Consider the following 13,684-nt stretch of genomic DNA (forward strand, 5'->3'; position numbering starts at 1 on the left):
GTGCTGGGCCGGGCGGGGTGACCTGCCCGGTCTTGCGGCTGCTGTGAGGGAGAGCGTTCTCCGGACGTCTACCAGATATGCGGGCGTGCATCCAAGAGCGGTGTGAACAATTCAACTTCGGCTGCAGGAATCCTGCAGCTAACCGCTGCTTCCCGCCACTGGGTGACGGACCGGAGAATGGCCGACAGAATGGCATCCCGTTTGTCGGCACTGACGAAGTATTCCGAAACGCCCATCAATGCCCGGAGTCCGGACTCCCGTTTCGTAGCGCCATCGATTGAAGTGGCGTGTTCGGAATTGACGTCCGGGTTGGGGTTGACGTCGAAGGCCGGGGATAGGCGCCACCCATTGCTTCCTCGGATGAAGCCGTGGTTTTTAAGGTGATCATCTGTGTTGTTGACGGCGTAATTGAAAGCTATTCGCCGGAATAGTTCTTCGCGATCCTCGGAAGGAGCTTCCGAATGTTCGTCGATGACATCCAGAAGATCAAGATAGTCTCCGTGTGTGCCGTCTTCCTGCTGAAGCATGGTCATGGCCGATACGTAGTTGATCCGCTGACTCGTGAGCCTGTCAAAGCGATCCAGCACAAGAACCGGGTCGTTTGTGCCCACATGATGAAGGCTAAAGGCAGGAGTCTTGATCCCCGCGTCACGGGCCAACTTGAGGGTCGCCGCTTCCCATGCGATGACTTTCCATTGGTCTCCTTGATGCGCGAACTTGGCTATGGCAAGCTCGGAGCCGTCCTGGACTGATGCTTTTGGCCTCGCGCCTCCAAGGCTCGCCGTTCCGGAGTCCAGTAGCTTCTTTAGTGCAGCGAGGTTCCCGGTGTCCAATTCGGCTTCATGAGCGGCTGCCCGGAGTTCCGGGAGTTGGACGAGCTTGGGCACGTCGGTGCCATCGCTCAGATGCGGACCGTCCACGAGGCGGAACCGAAGAGCTCCTTGTCGCGTGACATCCGATACCCCTAGCAGGAAGTCCCGGTCGGTTAGCGTACCCGGATTTTTTCCAAGGCTCCTGGCTTCAGTTTGGACTCTCTTGGTGACTATGTGCCGGCCCCAACGATCAGGCGAGGCGTCGGCGAACGCTCCGGGCAGACCCTTGACCGTGTGGCTTCCACGGGTGACAGGGAGCGCCGGATCGATGGCGTACGAGTCAGGATGGGCCAGAAAGGTGGGGGAGTAGGTGAAGCTCGTAGTGGTGACACCCCGCCGAGCAACTAAGTAGGCCCTGCCGACGTTGATTGGGCCAGTGGCCAGCTCGAGGTCTACCTCGACGGGATTCGTCATCGTCGTACGCGCTCAGGGAGTATCTGGTCGGCGCGGGCACGGCCAAAATCCGTTTCGTAGGGGTCCAGGGCCTTATTTAGTTGCTCGTTTAGGCCGAGTACTCTGGCTACGTCGAGAAAGGCTTCCAAGCCCACGCCCAACTCCCCGTGTTCAATCTTTCGGAGTGTATTGCGGCTTATGCCGGCCCGATCTGCGACTTGCGCCGCGGTGAGCCCCAGGAGCCTCCGCCACGTGAGCAATTGTTCGCCGAGGGTGGCGGCCGTCCGTTGGGTTCTGCTGGAGGTCCGCGACATTGCCATGATGTCAGCATAGACCTTAATGGTCAGGATTACGACCATTAAGTGCTTTAGTGGTCAGTATTGTGAGCACTAAGTTCCGTCAGATACTTAGCCCCAAAGGGCTTTGCGGAGCAGGGTCTTCAGTTGCGTCACTTCGTCCTCGCTCAAGTGGGCGAGCTGCTGTTGTTCGCAAGCGTCCAGCTCCGAGCGGATCTTGTTGTGGATCCGGCGTCCCTCACCCGTGGAGACGATGGCCCTGGAGCGCCTGTTCCGTTGTCCGGGGGCGCGTTCCACCAGCCCGCGGTGTTCCAGATCATCCACCAGGCCCGCCACCTGGTTGAGGTCGAGGCTGAGGAATTCGGCAATCTCGCGTTGCGTGGCGTCCAAACCACTGCAGGCAAGTGTCAGTACCGAGAAGGTGCGCTCGCGGAGGCGGAAGTCGCCCAGGGTGTGCTTGTTGAGGGCGGAGCCGGCGTCGTGGAGCTTCCCCAGCAAGAGACCAACATCGTTGCCGATCTCCGCGGCCGCGAGGCGCGGTGTTTCAACATCGGCAAGCAGCGGACCCATGACAACTCCAAATAGTAGAAACGACCACGACCGCTACATTTTTGTCAGATGCGCAGGCCCCCATGACCGCTTCAAGCATCTCACGACGCCAAGAGTCGTGCGCGCCACGGGTCCTGTCAAGCGTGGGCTAAGGTGCTGGAAAGACTCACTTCCCAGGCTCACAAGGGGTTCCATCACACATGGGCGCGCTCGGATATCTCGCCGCTTCAGTTCCGCCACGCATGGCGAGTGCCGGTGCCGCAGTAGCCCTGCCCATCCTGGCCGTCCAGCAATTGGGGGACGTCGCCGTCGGGGGCTTGCTGGTCGCGGCGTCGCTGGGTCCCAGCGTGCTGGCCGCACCCTTGGTGGGCACTGCCCTGGACCGGACCCGCCGCCCCCGCTTGTTGGTGGCGGGATCCGGTATCCTGACGGCCATCGCGTTTGCCGCTGCAGCGTTCATCGGACAGGTTCCGCTGCCGGTAGTGTTCGTCCTCCTGGTTCTGGCCGGCGCCGTGTCACCCTTCTATATGGGAGGGCTCTCCAGTTTCGTGTCCGGTGCCATCCCGGATGGCCGCCGCGCCTTCGCCTATGACGCGCTGTCCTACAACGTGTCCGCCGTGGCCGGTCCTGCCTTGGTAGCGATCATTTCCGTATTACTCCCGGCGCAGGCTGCCCTGTGGGTGTTGGCTGTTGCGGCGGCCCTCGGTTCCTTGGCGATACGGGCCGTGCGGCTCCGGCCCCATGGCCGATCGGGTGGCTCGCCCTGGCAGGCCGTCAAAGGGGGACTGCGCATGATCTTCTCGCATCGTCCGCTGGCTGTGATGACGGCGTCGTCCACCCTGACCCAGTTGGGGCAAGGCGGTTTGGCCGTTGCGGCCATCGCGTTGTCCGTGGAACGCGTCGGATCGCCCAGCGAAGGCGCAGCAGTGGTGACGTCCTTTGCCGTGGGCAGTCTTCTCGGGGCGCTTTACGAGACGGCGCGGCCCACGCGACGCTCGCCGGAATTCGTGATGCTGGCGGGTTTCCTGGCCACCGGACTGTTGACTGCGGTGGCCGCGTTGAACTTCGGCACGCTCTGGACGGTCTTGGCCATCGGATTGTCCGGCGCGTTCACCGCACCCTCGACTGCCGCCATGCTGTTCCTGCGGAACCGGCTTAGCCCGCCGCACCTCAAGTCACAGATCTTCACTGTCAGCGCCGGATTCCGAGCCAGTGCATCAGCGGGTGGCGCGGCGGTGGCAGCCTCGGCCGCGGGGTTGGGCGGTGCCGTGATGGTGGTGGCCATGGGGGCGATCTGGATCATTTCGGCGGCGTTGATGGGCGCTTATCCGAAGAGCGGCGAGTAGGCCACCCCGGGCGCAATCGGCAGGATATTGCCGATTCGCTGCCTAGGCGCCACAATTGGCTCCTGAATCACGTATAACGGCAGGATCTTGCCGGAGGCGGTGAGTAATCCATGAATGATGCACTGGCAATCGGACGGACGGTCCGCGAGGCCCGCAGGGAAGCCTCGCTCAACCAGCGGGACTTGGCCGAACTTGCGGGAGTTGCCGAGCGAACTGTCCGGGCTGTGGAGACTGGAACCGGCAACCCAGGGCTGGGAGCGCTCGTTGCGATAGCCAACGTCTTGGGCCTCCACGTGAAGGTGGGCTGATGGCAGGGGGCTTGGTTGGCTGACACCGACGAAGCCGGAAACATTCCGTCAAAGGGATAAATCCCGGTTAATTTTGTCCGTTCAACTGCCTTTGCCAGCCCAAGAGCATTACGATGAGCAACGACTCATCAGAATGAGTACACGTCTGAGTTCGACTCACACCTAACCGGGGGATATACCAATGAGCTATCAGCAACAACCTCAGCAGACCCAGCCCTACGGCGCACAGGGCGGCGAACCGCCGCTGTGGGCTCCCTACTACGGCGCACCCATTGGCGCTGCTGTCCAGCGTTTCTTCAAGAAGTACACAGCGTTCACGGGCCGTGCGAGCCGCAGTGAGTACTGGTGGTGGGCACTGGTTGCCGCTGTCGTGGGCTTCGTTTTGAACCTTCTGACCACTATCCTGGGTGCCGCCGGTGCCACGGTTTCCAACGGAACCTCCGTTCCCGGACCGGGTGCCGTTGTTGGCTTCATCCTGATTGCCGTCTGGGGCCTCGCGACGATCGTTCCGTCCATCGCCCTGACCGTCCGCCGCCTGCACGACGGCAACTTCAGCGGCTGGCTTGTCCTGCTCGTCCTGGTTCCGTTCCTCGGAGCCCTGGCTGTCCTCGTCCTGACGCTGCTCCCGTCCAACCCGGCCGGCCAGCGTTTCGACGTGCCCACCGCATAAGGACCCCGCATTACCCGAAAAGGGGCGGCACACCATGTGCCGCCCCTTTTCGTATCCCATGGACCAAGCCGTGGCATGCTGAAGACCAGCCCCAACGACGAGGAGTGACATGACCAACCCTGCACAGGCCAGGAGCATCAGACGTTGCGCAGTGGTTGGGGGCGGCATCATTGGGGTGGCCGTGGCACGCGAACTCGCGAACAAGCTCGACGGCGCCCACGTCACCCTCTACGAGAAAGAGGACAAGCTCGCGGGGCACCAGACGGGCCACAACTCGGGGGTGGTACACGCTGGCCTCTACTACGAGCCTGGTGGACTGAAGGCAACCCTTTGCCGCAGGGGAGTGGGGCTGCTTCAGGAGTTCTGTGCCGAGAAGGACCTCCCCTATGAGGCCTGCGGCAAGCTCGTGATCGCCCAGACCCCCGAAGAAGCCAAGCGCCTGGACAACATTTTCGCCCGCGCCACGGCCAACGGGGTTCCGGGGGTGCGAATGCTCGACGCCCACCAGATCGGCGAGGTGGAGCCGAACGCCGTCGGGCTTTCCGCCCTCCACTCGCCGGAAACGGCGATCGTGGACTACGCGGCCATCACCAACGCGCTCGCCGACGACGTCCGCGTCGCGGGCGGCCAGATCCGCCTCGGCCAGGAGGTCACCTCCCTGGAACAGCAGGCCAGCGGAGTTGTTGTCCACACCAAGAAGGGAGGAGAGCACTACGACCTGGTGGTTGCCTGCGCAGGGCTCCAGTCGGACAGGCTCGCTGCGGCGACGGGGGAGCCGAAGACGCCGCGGATTGTTCCTTTCTTCGGACAGTACTTCCTGCTGGGAGCCGAAGCCCGCAACCAGGTCAAAGGACTCATCTACCCGGTTCCGGATCCCAAACATCCCTTCCTGGGCGTGCACCTCACCAAACGCATTGACGGCGAAATGATGCTCGGTCCCAACGCCTTCATTTCCTTCGGCCGGGAATCGTATTCCTGGAAGGATGTCAATGCCCGGGACGTGCTGAATTACGCGATGTTCCCAGGGTTTTGGAATTTCGCCCGCCAGAATGTCCCTTCGGCCATCCGTGAGTTCCAAACGGTAGTCAGCAAAAAGAAATTCATCAGGGAGGCCATGCGGTTTGTGCCCTCGTTGGAAGGTGCCACGGTGGTTCCCGGCACCCGCGGCGTGCGCGCCCAGGCCATGAATGGCGACGGTTCGCTGGTGGACGACTTTGTGATTGCCCGACGCCGGGACATGGTTTTGGTACGGAACGCACCGTCACCTGGGGCTACGTCGTCCATGGCCATTGCCGAGTACATTGTGGAACAGGCCTTGGCGGGCTAGGCATTACCGCAGCGAAACCAGCGTAAATCCAAGCGAAATGGCACCGTGGTGTCGTGTTGGACACAGTATTCGTGGAATGCGGGTTCTTTGCCCTAAACTGCTGCACTGAGGTGCCGGAATGGCACTTATGCAGCAACGAAAGCGAACCTTATGGCTACTGATTACGACGCCCCGCGCAAGACCGAAGAAGAGTCTCCCGCTGAATCGCTTGAAGCCCTTCAACAGTCCCGTGGGACCGGTGCCCAGACTGCTGTCATCGATGTCGATGAAAACGACACCGCCGAAGGCATCGACCTCCCGGGCGCCGATCTTTCAAATGAAGAATTGACCGTTGTGGTGGTTCCCGAGCAGTCGGATGAATTCACCTGTGCTTCCTGTTTCCTGGTCCGTCACCGGTCCCAGGTGGCGTTGGAAAAGAACGGCCTTAAATACTGCAAGGACTGCGAAGGCTGAGCCACTTCGCGGCGCAACGGACCCCATCTGACCAGGAATGGCCGGGTGGGGTTTTTACGTGCCCAATATCACGCCACGGTCACGTGATCTTGGGTTACGAACGGGGTGCCGGAACTACAAGGAATGGCGTTCCAGGGGAGCCAAAATGCCCACTGCATGACCTTTCCGTGACCACCGAAATATCCCCCTAACGGTTGGGCGCCGAAGCGGAAACGAGCGGTCCAAATGCGGGGTGACGCTCCTATTCTGGTGGTATCCAACCCGCCTTGAAGGGGGCAAAAAATGAGGAAAATCAGCGCCGGAATGGGAGCCGTGGTCGCGGTTGCCGGTCTCGGGCTGGTGGCGCCGGGCCCTGCCTCGGCATCACCGTATTGCGGGATCATGTGGGGATCGCTGGCAAAGGCCGATCCGGACATGAGCTCCGCGAATGTCACGAACGTCCGCACAGGCCAACAGGCCTGCTACGACCGTTTGGTGATCGACCTTTCCGGCAAAGTGGCCGGATACTCCGTGCAGTACGTTCCGGTGGTGGTCCAGGATGGCTCGGGCTTTGAGATCCCGTTGCTGGGCGACGCCGATCTCCAAGTGACTGTCACGGCTCCGTCCTACAACCAGGGCGGCCAAGCTACGTATGTTCCTGCGGCGAAGGCCGAGCTCTCCAACGTCTCGGGCTACCAGACATTCCGACAGGTAGCCTATGCGGGCAGCTTCGAAGGCTACACGAGCGTGGGGCTAGGTGTCCGTGCCCGGCTTCCGTTCCGGGTGTTCACCTTGGACGGGCCCGACGGCGGCTCGCGCCTGGTAGTGGACGTGGCGCACCACTGGTAGGCCTCACAAGACACGGCCGCACACGGGGAAAGCTGCCGGTTCGTACGGAAAATTCCGTGCGAACCGGCAGCTTTCCAGCGAACTGCGCGTGGTTGGGGCAGGTCGGGTCAGGGCAGGTCAGGCCTACTCGGGGACCACCAATGCAGGGGTGTCCTTGCGGATGGTCTCTCCGCGGAAGAACCCCGGCCGCACGCGGGACATGATCAGCATGACCACCGCACCCATCGCCAGGATCCCTACGCCGAGGACAAACACCAGGCCCACACCGAAGATCTCCGAGCCGCTGCCGAACTCCGGAGCCCAGCTGTCCACGGCCGTCTGCAGGAACACGACGAACAGTCCAACGCCACCCAGCAGCGGGCACAGGAGCCGCAGGAAGAAATTGCGGGCGCTCGTGAAGACGCTGTTCCGGAAATACCAAACGCAGGCAATGGCGGTGAGCCCGTAGTAGAAGCAGATCATCAGGCCCAGGGCCAGGATGGTGTCGTTCAGGACGTTTTCGCTGATCACGTGCATCACCGCGTAGAAGCCCGCGGACAGGACGCCGGCAGCGATGGTGGCGAAGCCCGGCGTCGAGAATTTCTTGCTCATGTGGCTGAAACGCTCGGGCAGGGCGCCGTAGTGCGCCATGGCCAGCAGGCTGCGGGACGGCGACGTGAACGTGGACTGGAGTGAGGCCGCTGAACTCGAGAGGACCGCGAGGGACATGAGGATCGCGAACGGTCCCATCACCGGTGACGCGAGGGCCGTGAACACGTTGGCGTGGTTCTCCTCGTTGTTCAGCCCGATTCCGGTGTCCCCAACGCCGGCGAACATCATGGTGGCGATGGTAACCAGCAGGTAGATGCCCAGCACGATCACTGCGGTCAGGGTTCCTGCTGCGCCCGCTGTCTTCTTGCCGTTGGCGGTCTCCTCGTTCACGGTGAGGCACACATCCCAGCCCCAGTACACGAAGATCGAGAGCGAGATGCCGGCCGCTACCTGCCCGAAGGTTTCAATCTTGGTGACGTCGAACCAGTCCCAGCTGAACGGCACGGCGGTCTCCGAAGTGGACCAGTTGGCGAAGGCCATGGCCACGAAGAGGCCCAAAACCAGCAGCTGGAACCCCACCAGGCCGTACTGCACGATCTTGGTGGTGTGCAGGCCCCGGTAGCTGACCCACACTGCCAGTGCCACGAAGACGAAGCAGGTGAGGACGTTGATGACCTTGTCACCGGCGAGGTCGGCGAGTTCCGGGTTGCCGGTTGCCTGGGCCAGGAACAGGTAGAAGAAGTCCACGGCCACGCCGGCCAGGTTGGACAGGACGATGATGTTGGCTGCCAGCAGGCCCCAACCGCCCATCCAGCCCACCCAGGGGCCGAACGCCTTGGTGACCCAGGTGAACGTGGTTCCGCTGTCCGGGGAGTCTGCGTTGAGTTCCCGGTAGGCAAGGGACACCAGGATCATCGGAATGAACCCGATCAGGAAGATCACGGGCAGCTGAAGCCCGGCTTCGTTGACCGTGGGTCCAAGCGCGCTGGTGAGCGTATACGCCGGGGCGATGGTTGAAATGCCAAGAACGACGACGGCGAGGAGCCCCAACTGCCCCGTCTTCAGTCCCTTGCCGCTGATGTCATGCGACGTTGCAGCGTCAGTGCTGCTGCGGATTGTCTGGCTCATGGAAGGCCCTTTCTAGATGGCCGTAGGCTGCTGCTGCGTGATGCAGTGGATGCCGCCACCCCGTGCGAAGAGCTCGCGCGCGTCAACACTGACCACGCGGCGGCCGGGGTAGGCATCGGCGAGAATGCGGAGGGCTTTCTCGTCCATGGGGTCGTTGAAGCTGCAGGCGATGACCCCGCCATTGACTACGAGGTGGTTGATGTAGCTGTAGTCCACAAACCCCTCGTCGTCGGTGAGTGTTTCCGGTGCGGGAACCTCGATGATGTTCCACTCCCGGCCTGCTGCGTCATGGGTGGTGCGCAGGAAGTCGATGATTTCCCGGGAGACTTTGTAATCCGGGTGTTCCGGGTTCTGCTGCGAATGGACCAGGAGCGTTCCCGGGCTGGGGATGGCTGCCACGATGTCCACGTGGCCTCGGGTTCCGAACTTCTCGGAATCACGGGTCAGGCCGCGGGGGAGCCACACGACGTGCGTCGCCCCGATGGTGCGGGCCAACTCTTCCTCGATATCGGCCTTGGTCAGGCCCGGGTTGCGGCCCTGGTCCAGCTGCACGGTTTCGGTCACCAGTACGGTGCCTTCACCGTCAACCTGGATTCCGCCGCCCTCGTTGACAATGCCGGACGGGAGGTGCTGGACCCCGGACCGGCCGGAGACGTATTCGGCGATGAGGGAGTCCTTGTCCCACGCGGCCCAGTCCTGGCCACCCCAGCCGTTGAAGATCCAGTCCACGGCGCCGAGCTTCTTGTTGGCATCGAGCACGAAGGACGGTCCGATGTCCCGCATCCAGGCGTCGTTCAGTTCCGCCGTCAGTACCTCGACGCGAGGGTCCAAGTAGCGCGCGGCCGTTTCGACGTCGTCGGGCGCTACCACCATGGTGACCGGCTCGAACTCAAGGATGGCGTTGGCGACGGCCGCCCACGTGGAGCGAGCGGCGTGTGCCTCTTCCTCGGTTTCGCCCAGGGTGTAGCCGCCGGTGGGGAAGGCCATCCAGACGCGGTCCTGCGGGGCCGTTTCCGACGGCATGCGCCAGGCGCTCACGCGGAGACCGCCTGGGGCTGGGAGCCGAGCGGCGCATCAGCGTTCACCGGTTCGGTGAGGCGGGCGTACGTTTCCGGGCGGCGGGTGGCGAGGAACGGGAAGAGCGTCAGCCAGTCCTTGCGCTGGTCGAGGTCCAGGTCAGCCACCAGGACTGCGGACTCATCGCGCGGTGCCTGGACGAGGATGCGGCCGTACGGATCGGAGATGAAGGAGGATCCGTAGAAGTTCAGGGTTCCTTCGCTGCCATGGCGGTTCGGGGCGATCATGAACAGTCCGTTGGCGATGCCGTTGCCCACGATCACCTGCTGCCACAGCGGCTGGGTATCGAAGTCCGGGTGGTCCGGTTCGGAACCGATGGCCGTGGGGTAGACCAGGATTTCGGCACCGCCCAGGGAGTACACGCGGGCCAGTTCCGGGAACCATTCGTCCCAGCACGTGGGCATGCCCAGGCGGGCTCCACCCAGCTCGGCGGGTGCGTGCACGGCGTAGGCATCATCGGAGTCCGGGCCCTGGCGGAAGAACTTGTCCTCGTAGTAGCCGGCCGTCACGGGGATGTGCAGCTTGTGGGTGCGGGCAACGAGCTCGCCGGCGGGCGAGACCAGGATGGCGGTGTTCAGGCCCAGCCCGTCATCGCTGCCGTCCGGGTTCTCGGCCCTTTGGTACAAGGACGCGTGGACGGAGACGCCGAACTTCCTGGCTGCTTCTGCGGCGAAGGTGAAGGTGGGGCCCGTGAGGAGGTCCTCGGTGATGTCCGAGGGGCGGATGCCTGCAGCAGGGTTGTTCTCCGGGCGGGTGTCCGCCGGGTAGCGGGAGAGCGTCAGCTCAGGGAGGAAGACGACGGTGGCACCCAGCTTGGCCGCACGCTCGATGCCCTCGTTGAGCTCGGCGCGCAGGACGGCTTCGTCGGCATGCCAGCGGTGCTGGACGACGCCGACCCGCAGCGGGGTGCGGGTGGACGGTTCGGTGCGTGCCAGGGAAGTCGGGGCTTCGAGGCGGGTAATTTCAATCATGATGGCATGTACTCCGGTGAGACGACTGTCACTAAATGAATAGCGTTCATTTAGTATGGCGGGAGTCACGCCGGAGCGCAAGGGTAGAAATGAACCTCGTTCTTTTATGACCGCCCGAGTGGCAGTGTTCAGTGGCAGGGTTCAGCGCTTGGGGCGGGCCCTCACATGCATGCGCTCGCCTTGCTGGCCGAAGAGTGTCAGGAGTTCCACCGGCTCCGAGGTTGCGCTCGCGAACCAATGCGGCGTTCGGGTGTCGAATTCCGCAGCTTCGCCGGCCTTGAGGATGAAGTCGTTCTCTCCCAGGATCAGCCTGAGCTTGCCGTTGAGGATGTACATCCAGTCGTAGCCCTCGTGGGACTGTGGGTTGGGTTCTTCCTTGCCAGTCCCTCCCGGCAGGATCATCTTGAAGGCCTGAATGCCGCCGGCTCTCTTGGTTAAAGGCAAAGCGGTTCCCCAGTGGTGGACATGGGGCTTGAGGTGGATGCGGGGATCGCCCGTTTCCGGCGCGTCGATGAGTTCCTCGAGGGGGACCTGGTGCAGTCGGGCAATGGGCAACAGGAGTTCCAAGGTGGGCTTGCGCTGGCCGGATTCGAGCCGGGAGAGCGTGCTGACCGAAATGCCCGTGGCCTCGGAGGCCTCCGCGAGCGTCACGTTTTTCCGGGTGCGCAGGTCCCGAAGCCTGGGGCCGACGGAATCGAGGAGTTTGCTGAAATCGGAATCCATGGTCCCAGTTTGCCATAGCAGCAAACTTTCTTGCTGTTCTTTGCGAGGCTGCGAAACGATGGAATCACGGTGTTGTGGGCCCGCTTTGCGCCTTGTGAGTGCGGATTAGAGCCGGAGGGCCCCGCAACGGATGAAGGGAAGAGTATGGAACAGCAGTACGACGTTGTAGTGATCGGTGGCGGAGCGGCCGGGCTGAGTGCGGCCGTCACGTTGGGCAGGGCATTGCGCTCGGTGCTGGTCATCGACGCAGGGGAGCCCAGGAATGCGCCGGCGGCAGGCGTCCACGGATTCCTGTCCCGGGACGGCATGAGCCCGCTGGACCTGCTCGCCGTGGGGCGGGAGGAGGTCCGAAAGTACGGCGGCAGCATCGTGGGAGGCGCCGCAACATCCGCGCGCTCGACGGCGGAACCCGGCCCGGGCGCGGAGCCCGCCTTTGCGGTGGAGCTGGCTGATGGGCGGTTGGTTGCGGCGCGGCGTTTGCTCGTTGCGACCGGCCTGAAGGACGTGCTCCCGGACATCGAGGGCATCCGCGAACGCTGGGGCAAGGACGTGCTGCATTGCCCGTACTGCCACGGCTGGGAGGTGCGGAACAAGGCGATCGGGATCCTGGGAAGCGGGCCGATGTCCATGCATCAGGCTCTGCTCTTCCGGCAATGGAGCCCGGACATCACCCTGTTCCTTAATGGCGTGGTGGAGCCAACTGAGGAAGAGTGGGAACAGCTGGCAGCCCGTTCCATCACGGTGGTTGACGGCAAGGTGGCGTCCCTCAAGGCCGAGCATGATGCTTTGTCCGGCGTCACCCTGGAATCGGGTCAGACCATCCCCGTGGAGGCCGCAGTAGTGGGGCCGCGGATGGAGGCGCGGTCAGGTGTCCTTGAGTCGCTCGGTATCCAACCGGCCGAGCATCCCATGGGAGTGGGACACCACGTGGAAACCACGGCCCTTGGCGGTGCGACATCGGTCCCCGGCGTGTGGGTGGCCGGTAATGTCACGGACCTGACGGGGCAGGTGGTGGCCGCAGCTGCCGCGGGCAACATGGCCGGAGCGGTGATCAACGCCGACCTCATGGTGGCCGAAACCCGGATGGCGGTGGAGGCAGCCCGGCAGGGGTCTCCCGCAACGGTTCGCTGACGGACTAGCGTGGTGCCCAGATCCTTCCGAGCCTTGAGATGGGACACCATGAGAATCGTTGTTATCGGCGGTAGTGGACACATCGGCAGCTTTCTGGTGCCGCGGCTGGTGCGGGGTGGCCACGAGGTCATCAACGTCAGCCGCGGGAACCGGGCACCCTATGTGGAAAGTCCGGAATGGAGCCAGGTCCATAGCGTGGCGGCCGATCGGGAGCAGGAGGACCGGGAGGGCACCTTCGGTCAGCGGATCGCGGAACTGCGTGCCGACGTCGTGATTGACCTGGTGTGCTTCACGCTCGAATCAGCCGCGGCGTTGGTTGAACGCTTGCGCGGCGAGGCCGGGCACCTGCTGCACTGCGGTTCCATTTGGCGTTATGGGCCAAGCCGGAAGGTTCCCATTCCCGAGGAAGCCGACCTCCCGCCGTACGGTGAATACGGGATCCAGAAGGACCGGATCGCCCGGATGCTCAAGGAGGAAACCGCGAACGGTGGGCTGGCCACCACGTCGCTGCATCCCGGCCACATCGTGGGTCCGGGCTGGCAGCCCATTGGCCCGCTGGGCAACCTGGACCCGGACGTCTGGCACACGCTGTCCGCGGGCGAACTACTGACAATCCCCGGCAGCGGGACGGAGCTCATGCACCACGTGCACGCCGATGACTTGGCGCAGGCCTTCGACAAGGCAGTGGAGCGCCGGCAGGAGGCGGCGGGGGAGGACTTTAACATCGTGGCTCCCACCGCCCTCAGCGTCCGCGGGTACGCCGAGATCGCGGCCGGGTGGTTCGGGCAGGCAGCCCGGCTCAACGCCGTCAGCTGGGACGAGTTCCGCGGCTCCACTCCGGAAGAGCATGCCGAGGCCAGCTGGGCGCACTTGCACCGCAGCCATTGCTTCTCCATCAGAAAGGCCGAACGGCTCCTCGGATACCAGCCGCGCTACGAGCCGGACGCGGCCGTGCTCGAATCCATCCAGTGGCTTGTCGCTAACGGGAAATTGCGCGTGGCGGGAGGGCTGCGGCCAAGCAATTAACGGTCGACTTGTGGCCTGAAGGCGAGGACGATTAAAGGGCAGCCATTGAAGGAGG

15 protein-coding genes are annotated in these 13,684 nt (G+C 63.5%); 8 read left to right on the forward strand and 7 right to left on the reverse strand.

Features of this window, described 5'->3' with window-relative positions; genetic code table 11:
• Positions 1–68 precede the first annotated feature (68 nt).
• The 3 genes from ACIQTZ_RS08070 to ACIQTZ_RS08080 form a co-directional block, all read right to left on the reverse strand.
• The gene (locus ACIQTZ_RS08070) at positions 69–1,286 is read right to left on the reverse strand and encodes a type II toxin-antitoxin system HipA family toxin (protein WP_402979309.1); all 1,218 of its coding nucleotides are present in this window, start codon (positions 1,284–1,286) and stop codon (positions 69–71) included.
• Positions 1,283–1,585: a helix-turn-helix domain-containing protein gene (locus tag ACIQTZ_RS08075; RefSeq protein ID WP_402979312.1), complete on the reverse strand. Its 303-nt coding sequence runs from the start codon at positions 1,583–1,585 to the stop codon at positions 1,283–1,285. The genes ACIQTZ_RS08070 and ACIQTZ_RS08075 overlap by 4 nt, the downstream gene beginning before the upstream one ends.
• Before the next feature lie 87 nt (positions 1,586–1,672).
• Positions 1,673–2,131, reverse strand: coding sequence for a MarR family winged helix-turn-helix transcriptional regulator (locus ACIQTZ_RS08080; RefSeq protein ID WP_397323236.1), 459 nt, complete (start codon positions 2,129–2,131; stop codon positions 1,673–1,675).
• Between the two features lie 179 nt (positions 2,132–2,310).
• Between ACIQTZ_RS08080 and ACIQTZ_RS08085 the strand changes: the two genes are divergently transcribed.
• From ACIQTZ_RS08085 to ACIQTZ_RS08110, 6 genes are all read left to right on the forward strand, one after another.
• Positions 2,311–3,456: an MFS transporter gene (locus tag ACIQTZ_RS08085; RefSeq protein ID WP_402979314.1), complete on the forward strand. Its 1,146-nt coding sequence runs from the start codon at positions 2,311–2,313 to the stop codon at positions 3,454–3,456.
• A 110-nt stretch (positions 3,457–3,566) separates the two neighbouring features.
• Positions 3,567–3,764 carry a helix-turn-helix transcriptional regulator gene (locus ACIQTZ_RS08090; RefSeq protein ID WP_402949118.1) on the forward strand — a complete coding sequence of 66 codons (198 nt, stop codon included), beginning with the start codon at positions 3,567–3,569 and terminating at the stop codon, positions 3,762–3,764.
• A 181-nt stretch (positions 3,765–3,945) separates the two neighbouring features.
• The gene (locus ACIQTZ_RS08095) at positions 3,946–4,434 is read left to right on the forward strand and encodes a DUF805 domain-containing protein (RefSeq protein ID WP_402949115.1); all 489 of its coding nucleotides are present in this window, start codon (positions 3,946–3,948) and stop codon (positions 4,432–4,434) included.
• A 109-nt stretch (positions 4,435–4,543) separates the two neighbouring features.
• The gene (gene lhgO, locus ACIQTZ_RS08100; protein ID WP_402979316.1) at positions 4,544–5,761 is read left to right on the forward strand and encodes an L-2-hydroxyglutarate oxidase; all 1,218 of its coding nucleotides are present in this window, start codon (positions 4,544–4,546) and stop codon (positions 5,759–5,761) included.
• A gap of 150 nt (positions 5,762–5,911) precedes the next feature.
• On the forward strand, positions 5,912–6,214 hold the full coding sequence (locus tag ACIQTZ_RS08105; RefSeq protein ID WP_387438096.1) for a DUF4193 domain-containing protein: 303 nt from the start codon (positions 5,912–5,914) through the stop codon (positions 6,212–6,214).
• Between the two features lie 282 nt (positions 6,215–6,496).
• Positions 6,497–7,042 carry a hypothetical protein gene (locus tag ACIQTZ_RS08110; protein WP_402979319.1) on the forward strand — a complete coding sequence of 182 codons (546 nt, stop codon included), beginning with the start codon at positions 6,497–6,499 and terminating at the stop codon, positions 7,040–7,042.
• Positions 7,043–7,165: 123 nt separating this feature from the next.
• On the opposite strand, the gene ACIQTZ_RS08115 is transcribed toward ACIQTZ_RS08110, so the two are convergent.
• The 4 genes from ACIQTZ_RS08115 to ACIQTZ_RS08130 form a co-directional block, all read right to left on the reverse strand.
• Positions 7,166–8,701: an APC family permease gene (locus ACIQTZ_RS08115; protein ID WP_397323228.1), complete on the reverse strand. Its 1,536-nt coding sequence runs from the start codon at positions 8,699–8,701 to the stop codon at positions 7,166–7,168.
• A gap of 12 nt (positions 8,702–8,713) precedes the next feature.
• Positions 8,714–9,739, reverse strand: coding sequence for an agmatine/peptidylarginine deiminase (locus ACIQTZ_RS08120; RefSeq protein WP_402979322.1), 1,026 nt, complete (start codon positions 9,737–9,739; stop codon positions 8,714–8,716).
• Positions 9,736–10,749, reverse strand: coding sequence for a nitrilase-related carbon-nitrogen hydrolase (locus tag ACIQTZ_RS08125; protein WP_402979325.1), 1,014 nt, complete (start codon positions 10,747–10,749; stop codon positions 9,736–9,738). The genes ACIQTZ_RS08120 and ACIQTZ_RS08125 overlap by 4 nt, the downstream gene beginning before the upstream one ends.
• Before the next feature lie 141 nt (positions 10,750–10,890).
• Positions 10,891–11,472 (reverse strand): helix-turn-helix domain-containing protein, encoded by a 582-nt coding sequence (locus tag ACIQTZ_RS08130; protein WP_397323225.1) that lies wholly within the window; start codon positions 11,470–11,472, stop codon positions 10,891–10,893.
• A gap of 144 nt (positions 11,473–11,616) precedes the next feature.
• Between ACIQTZ_RS08130 and ACIQTZ_RS08135 the strand changes: the two genes are divergently transcribed.
• Positions 11,617–12,603 carry an NAD(P)/FAD-dependent oxidoreductase gene (locus ACIQTZ_RS08135; RefSeq protein WP_402979328.1) on the forward strand — a complete coding sequence of 329 codons (987 nt, stop codon included), beginning with the start codon at positions 11,617–11,619 and terminating at the stop codon, positions 12,601–12,603.
• Between the two features lie 48 nt (positions 12,604–12,651).
• Positions 12,652–13,629 (forward strand): NAD-dependent epimerase/dehydratase family protein, encoded by a 978-nt coding sequence (locus ACIQTZ_RS08140; protein ID WP_402979331.1) that lies wholly within the window; start codon positions 12,652–12,654, stop codon positions 13,627–13,629.
• The last annotated feature ends 55 nt before the right edge of the window (positions 13,630–13,684 follow it).

It is taken from the genome of Paenarthrobacter sp. NPDC090520 (genome assembly GCF_044769205.1).
Classification (GTDB): Bacteria; Actinomycetota; Actinomycetes; order Actinomycetales; family Micrococcaceae; genus Arthrobacter.

Excerpts from the sequence above, each read along its gene's own strand:
- ACIQTZ_RS08135 (WP_402979328.1), top strand. The coding sequence starts at position 11,617 with ATGGAACAGCAGTACGACGTTGTAGTGATCGGTGGCGGAGCGGCCGGG.
- ACIQTZ_RS08080 (WP_397323236.1), bottom strand. The coding sequence starts at position 2,131 with ATGGGTCCGCTGCTTGCCGATGTTGAAACACCGCGCCTCGCGGCCGCG.
- lhgO (WP_402979316.1), top strand. The coding sequence starts at position 4,544 with ATGACCAACCCTGCACAGGCCAGGAGCATCAGACGTTGCGCAGTGGTT.
- ACIQTZ_RS08075 (WP_402979312.1), bottom strand. The coding sequence starts at position 1,585 with ATGGCAATGTCGCGGACCTCCAGCAGAACCCAACGGACGGCCGCCACC.
- ACIQTZ_RS08110 (WP_402979319.1), top strand. The coding sequence starts at position 6,497 with ATGAGGAAAATCAGCGCCGGAATGGGAGCCGTGGTCGCGGTTGCCGGT.
- ACIQTZ_RS08090 (WP_402949118.1), top strand. The coding sequence starts at position 3,567 with ATGAATGATGCACTGGCAATCGGACGGACGGTCCGCGAGGCCCGCAGG.
- ACIQTZ_RS08115 (WP_397323228.1), bottom strand. The coding sequence starts at position 8,701 with ATGAGCCAGACAATCCGCAGCAGCACTGACGCTGCAACGTCGCATGAC.
- ACIQTZ_RS08140 (WP_402979331.1), top strand. The coding sequence starts at position 12,652 with ATGAGAATCGTTGTTATCGGCGGTAGTGGACACATCGGCAGCTTTCTG.
- ACIQTZ_RS08130 (WP_397323225.1), bottom strand. The coding sequence starts at position 11,472 with ATGGATTCCGATTTCAGCAAACTCCTCGATTCCGTCGGCCCCAGGCTT.
- ACIQTZ_RS08070 (WP_402979309.1), bottom strand. The coding sequence starts at position 1,286 with ATGACGAATCCCGTCGAGGTAGACCTCGAGCTGGCCACTGGCCCAATC.
- ACIQTZ_RS08095 (WP_402949115.1), top strand. The coding sequence starts at position 3,946 with ATGAGCTATCAGCAACAACCTCAGCAGACCCAGCCCTACGGCGCACAG.
- ACIQTZ_RS08085 (WP_402979314.1), top strand. The coding sequence starts at position 2,311 with ATGGGCGCGCTCGGATATCTCGCCGCTTCAGTTCCGCCACGCATGGCG.
- ACIQTZ_RS08125 (WP_402979325.1), bottom strand. The coding sequence starts at position 10,749 with ATGATTGAAATTACCCGCCTCGAAGCCCCGACTTCCCTGGCACGCACC.
- ACIQTZ_RS08105 (WP_387438096.1), top strand. The coding sequence starts at position 5,912 with ATGGCTACTGATTACGACGCCCCGCGCAAGACCGAAGAAGAGTCTCCC.